The organism is Dictyobacter arantiisoli, from assembly GCF_008326305.1.
GTDB classification, from domain to species: domain Bacteria; phylum Chloroflexota; class Ktedonobacteria; order Ktedonobacterales; family Ktedonobacteraceae; genus Dictyobacter; species Dictyobacter arantiisoli.
The window spans coordinates 1-16055 of record NZ_BIXY01000075.1 but is presented as its reverse complement, the minus strand read 5'-3'; the positions used below and the strand labels follow the sequence as shown (position 1 = coordinate 16055).

At 47.0% G+C, this 16055-nt stretch carries 11 protein-coding genes; 7 read left to right on the top strand and 4 right to left on the bottom strand.

The genetic code is table 11. The annotated features are described in order from the left end of the window. The first annotated feature begins 96 nt into the window (after nucleotides 1-96). Nucleotides 97-1458 carry a glutamine synthetase family protein gene (locus F1593_RS20560; RefSeq protein ID WP_149403443.1) on the top strand — a complete coding sequence of 454 codons (1362 nt, stop codon included), beginning with the start codon at nucleotides 97-99 and terminating at the stop codon, nucleotides 1456-1458. Between the two features lie 194 nt (nucleotides 1459-1652). On the opposite strand, the gene F1593_RS20555 is transcribed toward F1593_RS20560, so the two are convergent. Further along, nucleotides 1653-2003 (bottom strand): YtxH domain-containing protein, encoded by a 351-nt coding sequence (locus F1593_RS20555; RefSeq protein ID WP_149403442.1) that lies wholly within the window; start codon nucleotides 2001-2003, stop codon nucleotides 1653-1655. A gap of 450 nt (nucleotides 2004-2453) precedes the next feature. Between F1593_RS20555 and F1593_RS20550 the strand changes: the two genes are divergently transcribed. From F1593_RS20550 to F1593_RS20530, 5 genes are all read left to right on the top strand, one after another. Continuing rightward, the gene (locus F1593_RS20550; RefSeq protein ID WP_149403441.1) at nucleotides 2454-2909 is read left to right on the top strand and encodes an NUDIX domain-containing protein; all 456 of its coding nucleotides are present in this window, start codon (nucleotides 2454-2456) and stop codon (nucleotides 2907-2909) included. Nucleotides 2910-4063: 1154 nt separating this feature from the next. After that, nucleotides 4064-5383 carry an ABC transporter substrate-binding protein gene (locus F1593_RS20545; protein WP_149403440.1) on the top strand — a complete coding sequence of 440 codons (1320 nt, stop codon included), beginning with the start codon at nucleotides 4064-4066 and terminating at the stop codon, nucleotides 5381-5383. Between the two features lie 213 nt (nucleotides 5384-5596). Beyond that, on the top strand, nucleotides 5597-6556 hold the full coding sequence (locus F1593_RS20540) for a carbohydrate ABC transporter permease (RefSeq protein WP_149403439.1): 960 nt from the start codon (nucleotides 5597-5599) through the stop codon (nucleotides 6554-6556). Beyond that, entirely contained in the window at nucleotides 6556-7488 is a 933-nt protein-coding gene (locus tag F1593_RS20535; RefSeq protein WP_216368938.1) for a carbohydrate ABC transporter permease, read from the top strand. Before F1593_RS20540 ends, F1593_RS20535 begins: the two co-directional genes overlap by 1 nt. Before the next feature lie 304 nt (nucleotides 7489-7792). Beyond that, nucleotides 7793-9184: a mercuric reductase gene (locus F1593_RS20530; RefSeq protein ID WP_149403438.1), complete on the top strand. Its 1392-nt coding sequence runs from the start codon at nucleotides 7793-7795 to the stop codon at nucleotides 9182-9184. 82 nt (nucleotides 9185-9266) lie between these two features. Here the strand turns inward: F1593_RS20530 and F1593_RS20525 are convergent, their stop codons facing one another. From F1593_RS20525 to F1593_RS20515, 3 genes are all read right to left on the bottom strand, one after another. Continuing rightward, entirely contained in the window at nucleotides 9267-11282 is a 2016-nt protein-coding gene (locus F1593_RS20525; protein WP_149403437.1) for a beta-galactosidase, read from the bottom strand. Nucleotides 11283-11638: 356 nt separating this feature from the next. Continuing rightward, a complete protein-coding gene (locus F1593_RS20520) occupies nucleotides 11639-12328 on the bottom strand; it encodes a hypothetical protein (protein ID WP_149403436.1) in 690 nt (229 codons plus the stop codon). A gap of 17 nt (nucleotides 12329-12345) precedes the next feature. Then, on the bottom strand, nucleotides 12346-13323 hold the full coding sequence (locus F1593_RS20515; RefSeq protein ID WP_149403435.1) for a thiamine pyrophosphate-dependent dehydrogenase E1 component subunit alpha: 978 nt from the start codon (nucleotides 13321-13323) through the stop codon (nucleotides 12346-12348). 364 nt (nucleotides 13324-13687) lie between these two features. Between F1593_RS20515 and F1593_RS20510 the strand changes: the two genes are divergently transcribed. After that, nucleotides 13688-15784 carry an alpha-ketoacid dehydrogenase subunit alpha/beta gene (locus F1593_RS20510; protein WP_149403434.1) on the top strand — a complete coding sequence of 699 codons (2097 nt, stop codon included), beginning with the start codon at nucleotides 13688-13690 and terminating at the stop codon, nucleotides 15782-15784. Nucleotides 15785-16055: the final 271 nt, after the last annotated feature.

Genomic DNA, 16055 nt, shown 5'->3' with positions numbered 1-16055 from the left:
ATATCGAGCTATTTATTGAAATACTACCTGCTATAATACAGTCAATACTACAGGTTGTATGTACTAGCTGACAAATAGAAGAGGATTTGTTTCACTATGAATGCTCATGAAATTATTGAACAAACTCAGGCTGCCAATATACGCCTGGTGCGCTTTTTGTATTGTGACAATGGTGGGATTATTCGTGGTAAGGCGACACATGCGTACAAGCTAGCCAGTCGTTTGCATGAGGGTATTGGTCAGACATTGGCTATGCAGGCGTTTACGGGCGTTGAGACTCTGGCCTCTGTCGCGGAAATGGGGCCGGTTGGGGAATTTCGTTTGATGCCTGATCCTGATACATTTGTGATCTTGCCGTATCTTCCCAATACAGCCAGCATGCTTTGCGATATGTTTCAGTTGGATGGCCAGCCCTGGGGAGCATGTCCTCGCACGTTTTTGAAGCGTACGATCGCTCGTCTGGCAGAGCAGGGATTGCAGGCCGAGGTCGGTGTAGAACATGAATTTTATCTGGCCCGTTCTGTGAATGGTCAGTATGTGCCAGCTGATACGAGTGGTTGCTATAGTAGTATTGGTCTGGATGAACAGGCAACAGTCATTGATGCCATGCTGGCTGCACTTGAGGTACAGGGATTTCCAATAGAGTTATTTCATACTGAACTGGGTCCGGCACAGCAAGAGATTTCATTACGCCATGCTAATGCTTTGCACGCTGCGGATCAGGTCTGCCGTGTTCGTGAAACGATACGTGGAGTTGCCCGCCTCTCTCATCTTTATGCATCATTTGCGCCCAAGCCATTTTTGGATCAGGGTGGCAATGGTGCCCATATTCATGTGAGCCTGTGGGGGACGCCTCAGCGTGAGCGTGCGCAACAAAATCTTTTTTACGATGCCTCACAACCGGGCGGTTTGAGCCAGATGGGTCTTTATTTTGTTGGTGGTGTTTTGCATCATTTGCGAGCTCTGGTTGCTCTTACCTGTGCCAGTCCTAATTCATATCGTCGTTTACTTCCACACTTTTGGAGTTCGGCCTATGGCGCGTATGGCTTTGATAATCGAGAAGGGGCGATACGTATCCCTTCGCTCTTTTATGGACGAGAAGCTGAATCCAGTAATCTGGAATTGAAGTGTGCGGATCATAGCGGAAATCCTTATCTTGCGATTGGCGCATTATTAGCAGCGGGTCTGGATGGGATAAACCAGTGTATTGATCCTGGTCAGGCGCAGAAGGTTGATCCAGGAAACTATAGTGATAGGGAACGTGAACAACTGGGTATCCGACGTTTACCCCTCTCGCTTGATGAGGCATTGGATGAATTGGAACGCGACACTGTTCTGTTAGATGCCCTGGGACCGTTATTGGCAACCTCATATATTGCTGTGAAACGCGCTGAAGCCTCATTCTTCTCCAATAAAACGCCTGAAGAAGAGACGCTCCAACACTTTTATAAATATTAAGGGAACAGCGTGTGCCTCTTGCTCTATTGAGCACATGGGTGAAGGGCAAAAAGAATCCCTCGTCGTTTTCAATAACGCACGAGGGGTTCTTCTCACAAAAAAGTGTATTCATATGGTTTGCGATCTATCTTGACCGCAGTCACTATCCAATGCATACCATTACGGCAGGATGCACCAGAAACGCGATGCCACTATTAAAGTGTATTGTTGTTTGAGTTTACAGCATCTTTTGTGGTGTCAGCAATATCTTTGCCACTGGACTTCAGGGTTGAACCGGCGTTCTGCGCAATATTGCTGAGGTTGTTGGCTGAGCTTTTGACTGTTGTTGCGGCCTGTTGCGCATAATCCTTCAAGTTGCCTGCTGTCTGTGTGACACGGTCGGTAACCTGAGACTTGTATACATCTAGCTGCTCATTCTCAGGTAGATAGCCACGCAACTCGCCAAAGCGTTCACTAACAAGCTTACGCATCTGATCGCCTTTCATAGGGGCGATGATCAAACCTACACCCACACCCACAAGAATACCCTTCACAAAATTGTTCATAGTATCTCCATCCTTTCCCTATGTCTATTGTCGTACAATGACGACACAATTATTAAATTTTATTTAGTCTCACTGAATAGATTACGCGTAGCACACGTGTTTAGTTTCAGATGAGCGAGCAATAGTCATGTCCACATTTTTTTAGTAATCCTCGATGATAGCGAGTGTCAATACCTATATTCGTTCAACGGAACCTGTAAAAGAGGGTAAGTGACCAGCGTGTGATTTTTTTAGAATACTGTTGATCAGTACGTGCTTGAATAAGAATTTGCTCGTTTTACTTGCACTATTTTGTTCTATAGAATATATCCTGGGTATCCATTGCGATGGGACGGTAGAAATGTTATGCTGTGGCAATACATTGCTCTTCTGCGCTTGAGCTTACATGCGTGAACATCAGGCGGTGGCTGTTTGCTAGATGCTTATAGTGAATAATTGTAGGAGCCTGGCATGAATATCGAATTTTCGTTGCACCATTTTCGTATAGGCGTATCTGCGCTTATCTTTCATAAAGGAGATGTGCTTTTAGCGCTACGTCGAGACATTGATTGGTGGAATTTGCCTGGCGGTGGTATGGAACTGGGGGAGACCGTTGAGGAAGCAGTACAACGCGAGGTGCGTGAGGAAACGGGGTTAGAGATCGAGGTTGGACAGCTCGTTGGTGTGTATTCCAAGCCGCAAAAACAAGAAATTGTGTTAACGTTTCGTTGTCAGATAACGGGTGGTACGTTAGTCGAGACTGATGAGTCTCGCGAGTGTCGCTACTTTGCGCCTGATGATCTTCCGCGTAATATTCTGCCCAAGCATCGTCAGCGTGTTGAGGACGCATTGTTACATCAAGAGCAAGCAGTAGTGCGTAACCAATTAAGCTCTTCTGAAGAGGACCAGCACCTGGCAGACAATTAATGAACTTTTAATGGATCGTTAGCCTTCTCGCTGATGTAAGTGAGGAGAGACTATCCAATTATTATCCGTGAGTCCCCGTCCTCCCTCCATGGTAAATAGCCAGGAATGTGTGCTAACGTAGGGTTTGGTAGTCTGCAACAGGCGACCGCTTGTTTCAGTTTGTCGTTGTGTGGACTAACTACTTCTTACAGTGTGTTATGAGTAGCAATGCTAACATGTTCCTGGTCACTGTTGGCATGCAATTGTGGAATTCTTTCTATAGCAGTGGTGGTGTGCAGCAGTATGTGTATAGCACCTGGTTACTGGTTTATTATTTTCAATCTTGCCGCTGATTATCGGATTTCTCCTGCTCCAACGCTATTGGCATAATGGTCTCACCCTCAGAAGGGTTGTGAGCTAGCTTTATCCCAGCTTTTGTAACTCATGGCCTCCGGAGATGGAGGCCATTTTCTCCGTGAAGGTCCATCTTTTGTGAATTGGGCAGGGCTGTCCACATATTGACATTCTCTATAAACCCGGTTATATTTAATCTTGTTAAGGAAGTTTATCGGTAAATCAACCTGTTCTCTTCCTGAATAAAGGAACATTTATACAAATAGAGTAAGAACATGCTATAAAATAGCATCTTTGCCACTGTCGGTGATTATTTCTTTATTTCTATTTATTATAAGTTCGTTTCTTTGTGCTATGCACGATAAAGTGAAATTTGTCTATGCGGAGACAATATGAGGTAACAAAAAGGACTACTGGGAAGACGATGATGCGTTCTCACTATTTGTTTATCGTTCAAGGATTGAATGATTGAGAAATACATAGAACCTGTGTATTTTGGAAGCAATAAAGTAGTAATAGACTTGGGTTTTCTTTGTCTCATGGTATGAGACGGCAATGTATATAGAGTGGTATCTCTATTTTTATACCGTGATAGCTTGATGACTGGGCAGGCGCTTGTCATGTCATGCTGATTTCAGAATGCCTTATTCCTCCCAGGTTATCGTTTTTTCAAGCATCCTTACATTCCTTCATGTGACCTCCTGGCAAGACGAAAACGCAACGATTGCATCCATGTGCAAAAAAATCACACATCGGGGATGCCCATCTGTAATTTGATTGCAGATACAATTAAGAATAAAAGTCTCTGGAGGAAACTGAGAATGCCTCACCATCTATTTTCAAAATATAGCAAAGCTGCTATGACCCTGGCCCTGGCCTGTTTATTGACAGGTTTTCTGGCTGCCTGTGGTGGATCTTCCACCAGTTCATCAAATGGTCCTGTGACAATTACTGTCTGGTCGTGGGTCCCAAATTTTCAGCAGGCTGTCGATTTGTTCGAAAAGTCCCATCCAAATATTAAAGTCAAATTAGACAATGTGGGACAGGGCGGAACTGAATATCCCAAGTTACGTACAGCTTTGAAAGCTGGCTCCGGAGCTCCTGATGTGGTACAGCTTGAGTATAGTGAACTACCAACCTTCGCGATGACCGGTAAACTGGTTGACCTGTCACAATATGGTGCTGATGCTTATAAAAACGATTATATTTCCTGGGCCTGGGCACAGTCCACCCAGGGCGATAAAATCTATGCAATCCCTCAGGATAGCGGTCCTATGGGCATGTTGTATCGGGAAGATATCTTCAAAAAATATAATCTGGCCGTGCCAACAACCTGGGATCAGTTCCAGCAAGAGGCTATTGCTTTACATAAAGCAGATCCAAAAGTATATATGACCAACTTTGCCCCCAACGATGCTGCCGCGTTTACCAGCTATCTCTGGCAGGCGAAGGCACGTCCTTATACCTCCAATGGCACGAATGTTTCAGTCAATCTGAGCAATGAAGCAACCCAAAAAGTTGCCAATTACTGGGATGATCTGATAAATTCTGGTGCGGTTCAGACTATTCCTGATTTTGCTAATGACTGGAATACCGAGCTGTCCAATGGTACACTTGCTACCTGGATCACTGCTGCCTGGGCTCCGACCGATCTGGCTGGCATTGCAAGCAGTTCATCTGGTAAGTGGCGTGTCGCTCCCTTGCCTCAGTGGAATGCTGGAGACAACGTCTCCGCTAACTGGGGTGGTTCAACCGATGCTGTCACTACACAGAGCCAGCATCCTAAAGAAGCTGCCGAGTTTGCGATGTGGATCAACCATGACAAGACTGCGGCCAATATGCTCTCCAACCAACTCTTCCTCTATCCAACCTTGAAGAGTGTGTTGAATGATCCTTCGTTCGGTACTTCAGTTCCCTTCTATGGTGGACAGAATGTCAACAAGATCTTCGCGCAATCTTCGGCTCATGTTGATACATCCTTCCAGTGGACTCCTTTCCAGGATTATATTAATAACCAATTGACGGTGCAGCTTGGTAATGCTGTGAATGGTAAAGCCTCGATGGCACAAGCGTTACAACAAGCCCAGAATGATGCGACCTCTTACGCTAAAGCTCAGGGATTTACAGTCAGCAATAAATAATGGAATGTGCATTCAGGATGGTGGTATTGGTGTCAGCCGGTGCCTTCATCCCGGGTGCGCCCCGGATGGCTCTTCCGGGAAAAGGCGTATATACGCTATTGAATGAGATCTGCTTACTGTATAGTGGGAAGGATCAGGTTGTCCCTACTCCTTATCCATGCAGATGTCTTTTTTTCCTCTGCACTAGATCTCTGATTGATGAAAGGACATTTCATGAAACAGCAATTAGCGACTGATCGTGCTACGCTTGCCATCAAAGATTCTCGTTCGGCACGTCGCTCGGTCAAAGGCGATAATCTCCCCTGGCGTAGACGAGTGGGATTGCCCTATCTTTTTCTGGCACCATTTTTGCTTATCTTTTTGATTTTCTTTATCCTGCCACTTGGCTATTCATTATGGATCAGCCTTTTTGCGGATAAGTTGATCGGTGGTACGGTTTTTGTCGGTATCGCAAACTATATACAAGTTGTTCAAGATGGCGAATTCTGGCAAGGCGTACTGCATGTCGTGCTCTTTTTGGTCATTCAAGTCCCAATCATGATCATCCTGGCGCTCTTTTTTGCGCTGGTGCTTGATAGTGGCTCAACCTATCTGAAAGGGCTATTCCGGATTGGATTTTTTATCCCCTATGCTATTCCCAGTGTTATTGCTGCCTTGCTCTGGGGATATCTCTATAGCAATCACTTTGGCCCTCTGGTGCAGATCGCCAGCTTCTTCAATCTGCCTGCGCCAAACTTCCTCAGTCCCACAGGGATTCTTCCCTCACTGATCAATATTTCGACATGGCAATGGACGGGTTACAATATGATCGTGCTTTATGCGGCCCTGCACGCCATTCCACAAGAATTATATGAAGCTGCGCATCTGGATGGTGCTAACTGGTGGCATACAGCCATTGCCATTAAAATTCCGATTATAGCGCCGGCTATCGTCTTAACAGTCATCTTTTCCATTATTGGCTCGCTCCAATTGTTCAATGAGCCACAGATTTTGTACACTATTGTCCCGAATGTGATTCAAGATCACTATACGCCTAACCTGTATGCCTATACTTTGGCCTTTACAAATCAGCAATATAACTACTCGGCGGCAGTTTCATTTGCTCTGGGCGCAATTGTGTTTGTTTTTTCCTACGTCTTCATGTTGTTTACTAATAAAGATGGAGAAAATTGATGGCTGTATCAGAACAAATTTCAGCGTCCAGAAAAGAAGTAATGCGCCAATCGGCAAAGACGCAGAAAAATCCCGGTAGGCATAGAGGATGGACTGGTCGTACTATTATGACCGTCATCATGTTGCTCTTTTTTGTCTATTTCCTGATGCCACTCTTCTGGCTGCTTGTTTCCACAACCAAGACCAATACTGATTTGTTTGCTACGTTTGGACTCTGGCTTGCTCCCAATTTCAATTTGTGGAATAACCTGCATGATTTGTTTACCTACCAGGGTGGCATTTATCTCAAGTGGTTGGGCAATTCCGCTTACTATTCGGTGATCAGTGCGGTTGGTGCCTCATTTTTCTGTGCGCTGGCCGGGTATGTATTTGCCAAGTTTCGCTTTCCCGGTCGCAGATTCCTGTTCTCCGTTGTACTGGGTGCGATTATGGTGCCCAATACAGCACTCTCAATTCCTCTTTATCTGTTACTGAGTAAGGTAGGGCTGATTAATACTCCGCTTGCCATTATTCTGCCCTCGCTGGCAGTACCCTTTGGCGTGTATCTGATGCGTGTTTATGCATCGCAGGCGGTCCCTGACGAATTGTTGGATGCTGCTCGCGTGGATGGTGCTGGTGAGTTCCGCATCTTCTGGAGTATTGTGCTGCGTGTCCTGTCACCAGGCTTTGTGACGGTGTTACTCCTAACCTTTGTTGGCACCTGGAACAACTACTTCCTGCCCTTGCTGGTCCTTAATGATCCAAACTACTATCCACTGACCGTCGGTCTGGCGCAGTGGAATGCGGTCGCCAGCTCAAACAGCGGCTCTCAGGTCATTTACACCCTGGTACTCACAGGAGCCCTGGTATCTATCATCCCTCTGATTATTGGTTTCCTCTGCTTACAGCGTTACTGGCAGAATGGCTTAACCCTCGGTAGTGTGAAAGCATAAAAATAGTAAGCGACACAGTGCCGCAAGAAGATCCACGCTGGCTAAATGAAATAGCTAGCGTGGATCTTTTGTGTTCAAAAAGTGGTGTATCTGTTACCCATCCCTTCTCCTGTTGCTCTGACGCGAAATCTCTGTGAACATTCAAGCGCGAGATGAATGTATCTGGCCTTGAAAAGACACCGAGTGATCTGTGTTATACGTTATAGAGATAGCATTGTCTCTCTTTAGTTGTGTTTAGACGTGTCGGTAAGGGATTGCAGAGAGTTGTATCTATTTTACTGTGCTATCAAATGAGGAGTATAGAATGACAGACGTTACCCGTTATGATGTTATTATTATTGGCTCTGGTCAGGCTGGTGGTCCGCTGGCTACGGCATTTGGGCAGGCTGGTAAGAAGACGGCAATTATTGAGCGTGAGCATGTCGGAGGAACCTGTATCAATGAAGGATGTTCTCCGACCAAGACGATGGTTGCCAGCGCTCGGGTTGCTTATTTAGCCAGACGCGCCGCCGACTATGGGGTAGAAACGGGCCCGATTAGCGTTGATATGTCAGTGGTACGGAAGCGGAAACGTGAAATCGTTAATAGCTTCCGGGATGGAAGTCAGCATCGTATCGAGAGTTCGAAAGGTGTGGATCTTTTGATGGGCGAGGCTTCCTTTGTGCGTCCCAAGGTGATTGAGGTGCGCTTGCAGAGTGGTGAAGTGCGTCAATTGACGGCAGATACTATTTGTTTAAACGTGGGTGATCGTCCATCTCCTGCGCGTGTGGATGGTATTGATACGGTTCCTGTTCTAAACTCTACCTCGGTGATGGAACTGGACCAGGTACCTGAGCATTTATTGGTATTAGGTGGTGGCTATGTGGGCCTGGAATTTGGTCAGATGTTCCGGCGCTTCGGCAGTCAGGTAACGATTATCCAGCGCGGAAAACAGGTTTTGTCTCACGAGGATGCTGATATTGCTGAGGAAGTCACCAAAATCTTACGTGAAGATGGCATTGATGTGCTATTAGAAACCTCTGCCGTTAAAGTTGCTACTGACAGTAATGGCCAGATTCAATTAACTGTCCGCGGCAAGCAGGGGGAGCGCGTCATAACCGGCTCCCATTTGTTAGGCGCTGCCGGACGTACGCCAAACACGGATCTGCTCCATTTAGAGCGGGCAGGCGTGAATGTCAATGAGAAGGGATATATCGAGGTAAACGAGCGGCTGGAGACGAATGTGCCAGGCATTTATGCTCTGGGTGATGTAAAGGGTGGCCCTGCCTTTACCCATATATCTTATGATGACTTCCGTATTCTCCGCACTAATTTAATCGAAGATGGGCAGGCCAGTATCAAAGGTCGTGCCACAATCTATACTGTGTTCATTGATCCTCAACTTGGGCGTGTTGGCCTCACAGAAACTGAGGCACGCCAGCAGAACCGTCATATTAAAGTGGCAAAGATGCCCATGAGTTCGGTCGCGCGGGCACTGGAAGTCGATGAGTCTCGGGGTGTGATGAAAGTGATTGTGGACGCGGACAATGAACAGATCCTGGGAGCCAGTATCCTTGGTCTTGAGGGTGGAGAGATTATGTCTATGCTCGAGATCGCCATGCTTGGTAAACTACCCTATACAACCTTGCGGGATGGTATCTTCGCTCATCCGACGCTGGCTGAATCTTTAAATAACCTGTTTGGATACATTGAATAGCATCAACGGCTGTTGGAGTGTTTCAACCAGTAAAAAGAGAGTGGCTATATAATTGCTAGCCACTCCCTGATATTTTTGAGTTCTATTCAGCCTGTAACACGAGTGCATCCATGGCTGGAATAGTGATCTCACCCTGAACAGATGAGTCATCCAGCAACGAGGTAAAGGTGCCGTGGGGCAATGTGATTTGCTTTGCTTGCTGCGTATGATTGAGCAAGAAGTAAATTTCTTTCCCTGTCTCTGTGACGCGTTTCGTAACTTCAATTTCGCTTGAAATAGGCAGGGTTGGTTTTATGCCCGCCTGCTGGCACAGTTCTGCGGCCAGTTTAACCAGGAAGTCTGCATCATTTAAGGTAGCCAGATAGTAAGCATGACCAGCCCCAAATTTGTTGACTGTCAGCGCTGCTTTTCGGGCATAATAATCGCTACCAAAGACGCCGATAGCCTGTGCTCCCTCGAGATGAACCAGTTCACCCCATAGATCGGTATTGTACGTACCAGCCAGAGAGCCTTCTTTGATCACAAGTTCATTATGCATTTCAGGAGTCAATGGATCAAACTCCTCTACATGAACTCCCAATAAGGAGCGTAGTTCTCCTGGATAGCCACCCAATGCAGCATGATTATTTTCATCCACAATACCGCTGTAGAAGGTTGTCAGGAGTGTACCACCGGCAGACACAAATTGTTCCAGATTCTGTGCGACACCGCGATGCAGCATATGAAGCATAGGCGCGACCACTACGCGATACTTACTTAAATCGCTATCGGGTCGGACAACATCGATATTGACATTCTGCTGATGGAAGGCATGATAGTATTTTCCGACCAGCTCCATATATTTGATACGGTCACTGGGTCCTGGCAGATATTCAACCGCCCACCAGGTATCCCAATCCAGTAAAATAGCGACATCGGCCTGGATGCGTGATCCTGCGACAATCGGTGAAAGTTTGGCCAGTTCGGCACCGACCTGTGCGGCCTGCCTGAAGATGCGATTATGCTCATTGCCTTCATGTGTCACCACGGCGGCATGATACATTTCAGCGCCTGTTTTGGATTGTCTCCACTGGAAGAAGAGGACACCATCACCACCATGCGCAACCGTTTGCAAGGAATGAAGGCGCATTTGTCCCGGGCGTTTGTGTGGATTTTGCGGCTGCCAGTTGACTTCACTGGGGCTCTGTTCCATCACCATATGAGGGCGGCCACCTTTTGCCGAGCGCATAATATCATGATGCAAGGCATTCCAGGATGGCAGAGCTTCGGGTTCTGGATACATATCAAACGACACAATATCCATATGTTTGGCCCAGTCATAGACATCAACCGGTTTGAAGGCGACCATCAGGTTAGTGGTTAAGGGAATCGTGGGAGCTACTGCACGCAGAATGTCTTCCTCTAAACGATACAAACCCAACAGCGAGTCATTCATGAAGCGCCAGTAATCAAGTACTTGACCAGGATTATTCTGGGCGGAACTTAGACGTGGGGGCAGAATATCTTCCCAGTCGTAGTAGCGCTGGCTCCAGAAGGTTGTGCCCCAGGTACTATTGACAACATCCAGGGTCTGATAGCGCTCCTGTAGCCAGACACGGAATGCGGCTGCGCAGTTGTCACAGTAACATTGATTGACATGGCAGCCATATTCATTATTTAAATGCCACATCTTAAGCGCAGGATGCTTGGCGTAGCGTTCCGCCAGACGTTGTACCAGTGCTGCCCCTTTACGGCGATAATCAGGACTGTTGGGACAGTAATGTTGCCGCGAACCATGTGTCAGGCGGACACCCTCGCGCGTAACTGGGAGCATTGAAGGATAGAGACGACTCATCCAGGTTGGGGGTGAGGCAGTTGCGGTAGCCAGGTCAGCCGCAATACCATTTTCATACAGAAGATCCATAATGCGATCAAGCTGTTCAAAATGATACTGGCCGGCTGCTGGCTCTAGCATGGTCCAGGAAAAAATATTAATTGAGACCATATTGACATTGGCAAGTTTCATTAAACGCATATCTTCTTGCCAGATATCTTCAGACCATTGCTCTGGATTATAGTCGCCACCATAAAGGATGTGACCTGGTAATGGGTGCTGCATAGAAAAATCCTACTTCCTCGTAAAAAGTGACTGACGCCATTATCATCAGGCTCCGTCCTAAGAGCGATTGATAGATGGTGATAGATACATGTATGATCATTCGACAGAGAATATCATTGTCAGATAAATCTGTCGGGGACAGATCCTTTTCATTATATCAAAACTCATCAGGTTTTTTAACAGCTTTATTGCTTTCTGGGAAAGATCCGCTAAACTCGCAGGTAGAGGTTTTTCTAGAAATGCGTAACGCGTCCCCCGTGTATGTGGTGCTTATTTGCAACGTAAAGAGAACAAATAAGCACCACATCTCCCTTTCCACTTTTCTTATAGCGATTGCGTGAAGATGTTATTGGTCTCTATTTATTCTGGTTGCTGTCTGATGTGATCCACACTTCAGGATGTCGTTCCAGTAAAGGGAGCGTGAGAGCCAATGTTTCCCAGGGATGTATCCGGATTTGACTATTGAGGGGAAAGGTTGTCTCTCCCAGTAATGATGCCCCTTGTTGTAATACTACTTCTAATGTGGGTTGTTGAAGCAGGAGCGAACACTGGACTAAAGGCACAGAGAGCAAGCCTCCGATATTACTATCCTGGATGATGGGTTGCAGGGGTTGTGCAAGAAAAAGCCCACCATAGGTATAAGGCCCTGCTGGTAGACCAGGACGGATAGAGGCATAGGGATACAGGTTGCTTTGACGTTCGAGGAGCAGGGGCGCAATACTATCGATGCATTGAAGTAAATAAATATCTCCGTCATCGACATCATGAAAATAGGTAATGGGGGTATGAAGCAATTTTAGCGGCAATTTTAGTTTGGATTGTGCTTCCCTGAGTGCACAATCCCATATGCTTTCTCCTGGTTGTTGCTCTCCACCAATACTTTTGACACGATAAATAGGAGATGTATTCCCTTTTGCGGTAGCCAGAGAGTCTGCATATAAAGCTACCACCAACTGTTGTTGTTGAATAATGAGTGTGCTTGCGTAAAAAGGCTGATTGGTCGTTACATGCCGCACATCAATATTTTCAAGATGTGAATATGTCATGTTTCAACTCGGCTTTCTCATTTTGACTGTAAGGTATCACGTAGCGCATCCTGGAGTGCACGTTCAACCTCAGTCATCATGCGTTTGGAAAGTTGGGTGGCCCATTCGTCATTCCACATGCCTCGCTCTTGCAGGGTGTGCTGACAGCGCACAAGGGGATCCAAAAGCGTTCCGGCGTTGGATAGGGAAGGCAAACCATGTACCACTGTGGAGGGGTCCTCAGATTGAGGCAGAGGTACTGTGGGTAATGAGCGGGTAACAGCCATTTCCAAGAGTGTCGGACCATGTCCCTCGCGTGCAGCTTGCATTGCACGGAGTGTCGCACTATAGACAGCAACACTGTCCATACCATCGATGCGTTGATAGAGGAGGTGAGGCGGCAATGCCTCGGCATGCAGACACGAAGGTGCTTGCGAGGTGGTAGATTGTTTGGTTGAGTAAAATTGTGTACAATCTTGCTCACAGATAAAAACAACAGGTAGTTGATGCATGGCGGCGAATTGAATTCCTTCCTGAAAATCTGGCTCGGTGGTGGCATCATCGCCGCAATAAGCTACCGTAACCACCGCTGCTTTGCGGAGTTTACAGGCAAAAGCAATGCCTGCTGCATGCAACAGTTGTGTGGCAACGGGGGCTGATCCTGTTATGGTGTTGTGTTTATGGTAGCCCCAATACTGGAGTGGTGCCTGGAAACCATCCGGGCTACCCGCTTGCTGACGTTGCGTTTGCAAGCTTGTCCGAAATATTTCGTATGGGGTCATTCCAATGGTCAGCACGACACCCAGATCGCGGTAAAAGGGCAAGGTAAAATCTTGTCCAACCTGAATACAGGTTGCGCTTCCTACCTGAGTGGCTTCGTGCCCACGACAACTGCTTACAAAATCAATGTACCCTTCTGTATAGAGCCACAACATGCAATTATCGACGATGCGTGTTAAGAGCATCTTTGTGTAGAGATCTTGCAGAACTATCGAAGATGGATCTGTATGCATCATGTCCTATTGCATCTCTTTGGGTACCTGTTGTTTTCTCTGCCATCGACCAGTATTTCACTGGTGAGACATGTTCCGATGAAAAAATAGTTAGACACATTATAGTGCTCAAGCGGCGAGAATGTCCAGTGAGTGCTATGACTGTTTGTATTTGCCAGATGCAGCTCACTATTTTTTTGACTGCAACGTTTCGCTCGGAAAAAAACTCTCTTATAAAGGATGGAAAAACAGCGCTGTAGAAAATTTCTGCTCATTGCTTTTCGCTGTCGTCACCCATTATAATGGTGTTGTGATTTATTATTATCTGGGAGCATCGATGAAGCCTACAGCGTCAGTGCAGACAACTATGTGGAGGCAATAGCACAAAATGACAATAAATGTTCGCGCAACCGAGACGGAAACACCAGCAGAGTCGCTGGACGTAATTGCGCTCTACCGCACAATGGTAACTGCTCGAGTCATGAATGACTTGTTGAAAACTCGTAAGACGCAAGGCCGATTTCCTTTTTATATTGGTTGTGCAGGCCACGAGGCCATGGCGGCGGTGGTAGCGGCGCTGAATGAAGATGATTGGCTGGCTTTATATTATCGTGATCTGGCAGCCTGGCTACAACGTACTGATGATATCTATGGACCATTACGCGAAGCATATGCGCGTACTACCGGGCCAATGAATGCTGGCCGTAATATGCCAGCTCATTATGCAAGTAAAGAGTTTCATATTTTACCCGGAGTAAGTGAGGTCGCGGCCCTCGGGCCCTTTGCTGGCGGTGTAGGTTTCTCAATCAAACAACAAAAAGGCAATGAATTAATAGTTTGTTCTACTGGTGATGGTGGAGCAGCGACGAATGATTTTACTGCATTATTTCGACAAGCAGGTATTCATCAACTCCCAGTGTTAATGATTATCGAAGATAACGATTGGGCCATTACGTTCAAAGGTGGACACCAATGGTCTGGTTCATTAGTTGAGTGGTCGAAAGCTGCCGGTGTCTATGCTGAAGAGGTAGATGGCTCGGATGTGATTGCGACCTATGAAGCGTCTTGCCGCCTGGTTCAACATATTCGTGCTGGCAAGGGTCCCGCACTGATGCATTTGCGCCTTGGTTTATTAGATGCCCATTCAAGTAGTACTGATATTCGTTCGTATCGCACAAAAGAAGAAATTGCGTTGACAAGCGCGACAAAAGATCCTGTAAAGAAGTTTGGGCACTGGTTGGTTGAACAGGGTCTGATGCAAGAAGCTGATATTGAGCGAATACGCAAAGAGATTCGTGTGGAAATTGAACGTGCGGAACAGATTATCATTCAGGAACCGGAACCTACATCTGAGCGTGTATTAGAGCACGTGGTCAAGATACCAGAATGGCATGAGAATACTCCTCGTGGCACAGTGCGCACTCTGACTATGTTAAGCGCGATCAACGAGGCATTAGTTGAGTTAGCACAGCGAGATCCAGGTTTTTTTGTTTATGGGCAGGACGTAGGAAGTCCCAAAGGGGGCGTTTTTGGCGCTACTGCTTCTCTGGTCAAGCAGGTCCCAGGACGTGCGATTAGCAGTCCACTCAATGAACAGGTGATCGTTGGTATCGTTTCAGGGGCAGGTTTACGGGAAGGCAAAGCGCGCTGTGCGGAGATTCAGTTTGTCGATTATTACCAATCGTCGGCGCAGACCATTCGTCTGGCTGCGCGTTTCCCGTATCAAACCAATGGGAAATGGGATTCACCACTCTTGATCCGTACAAAATCTGGTAGTGGCGGCGGCGGCCCAATCTCCAGTAGTTCTGCGGGTGGTGGCGCATATGGGCACTCGAATACAGGTGAACAGTGGTTCACAAACACACCGGGCCTGATTACCGTTTGTCCCGCCTCGCCTTTTGATGCGAAAGGCTTGCTCCTGGAGGCAGCACGGGCCCTCTCCCCCGTGGTTTTTCTGGAACGTGGACGACTCTATCGTTCTGAGCCACCAAAAGACGAGTCAGGAACAATTATTCCCGAAATGGCCGAGTTCTGGAGTGTGCCTGAGGGATACTATACGCTACCGCTTGGGAAAGCGCGCCGCCTACGTTTAGGCCAGGGAAAGCTCCGTGTCGCGATTATGGCCTGGGGAACTATGGTACTGGAAGCTTGCTCAGCCGCAGTAAACGTAGCCAGACGTGCCGGCATCTCCATTGAAGTTGTTGATCTGCGTACGCTGGCTCCTTTTGATGAAGCCGCCGTCGCTGCTGCTGTGAAAGAGGCGAACCGGGTGATTGTCGTCACTGAAGAAATTGATCTAACAAGCTTCGGACGTCATCTCCATTCCTGGATTGTCCAGCATTGTTTCTATGATTTAGATGGAACGCCCGCTTTTATCTCTGCCTTACCTGCTCCTCCAGCGCCTTATAGCACCGCTGAGGAAGAGGTTTTTTATCCAACAGCCAGCACTATTGAAGCTAAAATTAACGAATTGTTGGCTGAATAGCACGATAATAGGATGTCCTGACTTCATTCCTAATCCCTGGCAGTAGAACAGCTATTCCACTGCCGGGGTGTGGGATGTTGCCCGCTTTTCCTCTTCTCATCCCGCCGCCAAAGGCGGCAAAAAAGGGAATTGGAAACTCCACTGGATAGCAGGGCTTTTTGGTAGTCCCGTTTTACCACGAAAGCTTGTCAAGAAGCAATTGAATTGCTTCTTGAGGCTGAGCACAGAAATGCCGCATGTACTTTGCAACGTTGGAAGCACCTAACCAATC

Coding starts and splice junctions, on each gene's coding strand:
- F1593_RS20560 (WP_149403443.1), top strand. CDS start 97: ATGAATGCTCATGAAATTATTGAACAAACTCAGGCTGCCAATATACGC.
- F1593_RS20555 (WP_149403442.1), bottom strand. CDS start 2,003: ATGAACAATTTTGTGAAGGGTATTCTTGTGGGTGTGGGTGTAGGTTTG.
- F1593_RS20550 (WP_149403441.1), top strand. CDS start 2,454: ATGAATATCGAATTTTCGTTGCACCATTTTCGTATAGGCGTATCTGCG.
- F1593_RS20545 (WP_149403440.1), top strand. CDS start 4,064: ATGCCTCACCATCTATTTTCAAAATATAGCAAAGCTGCTATGACCCTG.
- F1593_RS20540 (WP_149403439.1), top strand. CDS start 5,597: ATGAAACAGCAATTAGCGACTGATCGTGCTACGCTTGCCATCAAAGAT.
- F1593_RS20535 (WP_216368938.1), top strand. CDS start 6,556: ATGGCTGTATCAGAACAAATTTCAGCGTCCAGAAAAGAAGTAATGCGC.
- F1593_RS20530 (WP_149403438.1), top strand. CDS start 7,793: ATGACAGACGTTACCCGTTATGATGTTATTATTATTGGCTCTGGTCAG.
- F1593_RS20525 (WP_149403437.1), bottom strand. CDS start 11,282: ATGCAGCACCCATTACCAGGTCACATCCTTTATGGTGGCGACTATAAT.
- F1593_RS20520 (WP_149403436.1), bottom strand. CDS start 12,328: ATGACATATTCACATCTTGAAAATATTGATGTGCGGCATGTAACGACC.
- F1593_RS20515 (WP_149403435.1), bottom strand. CDS start 13,323: ATGATGCATACAGATCCATCTTCGATAGTTCTGCAAGATCTCTACACA.
- F1593_RS20510 (WP_149403434.1), top strand. CDS start 13,688: ATGACAATAAATGTTCGCGCAACCGAGACGGAAACACCAGCAGAGTCG.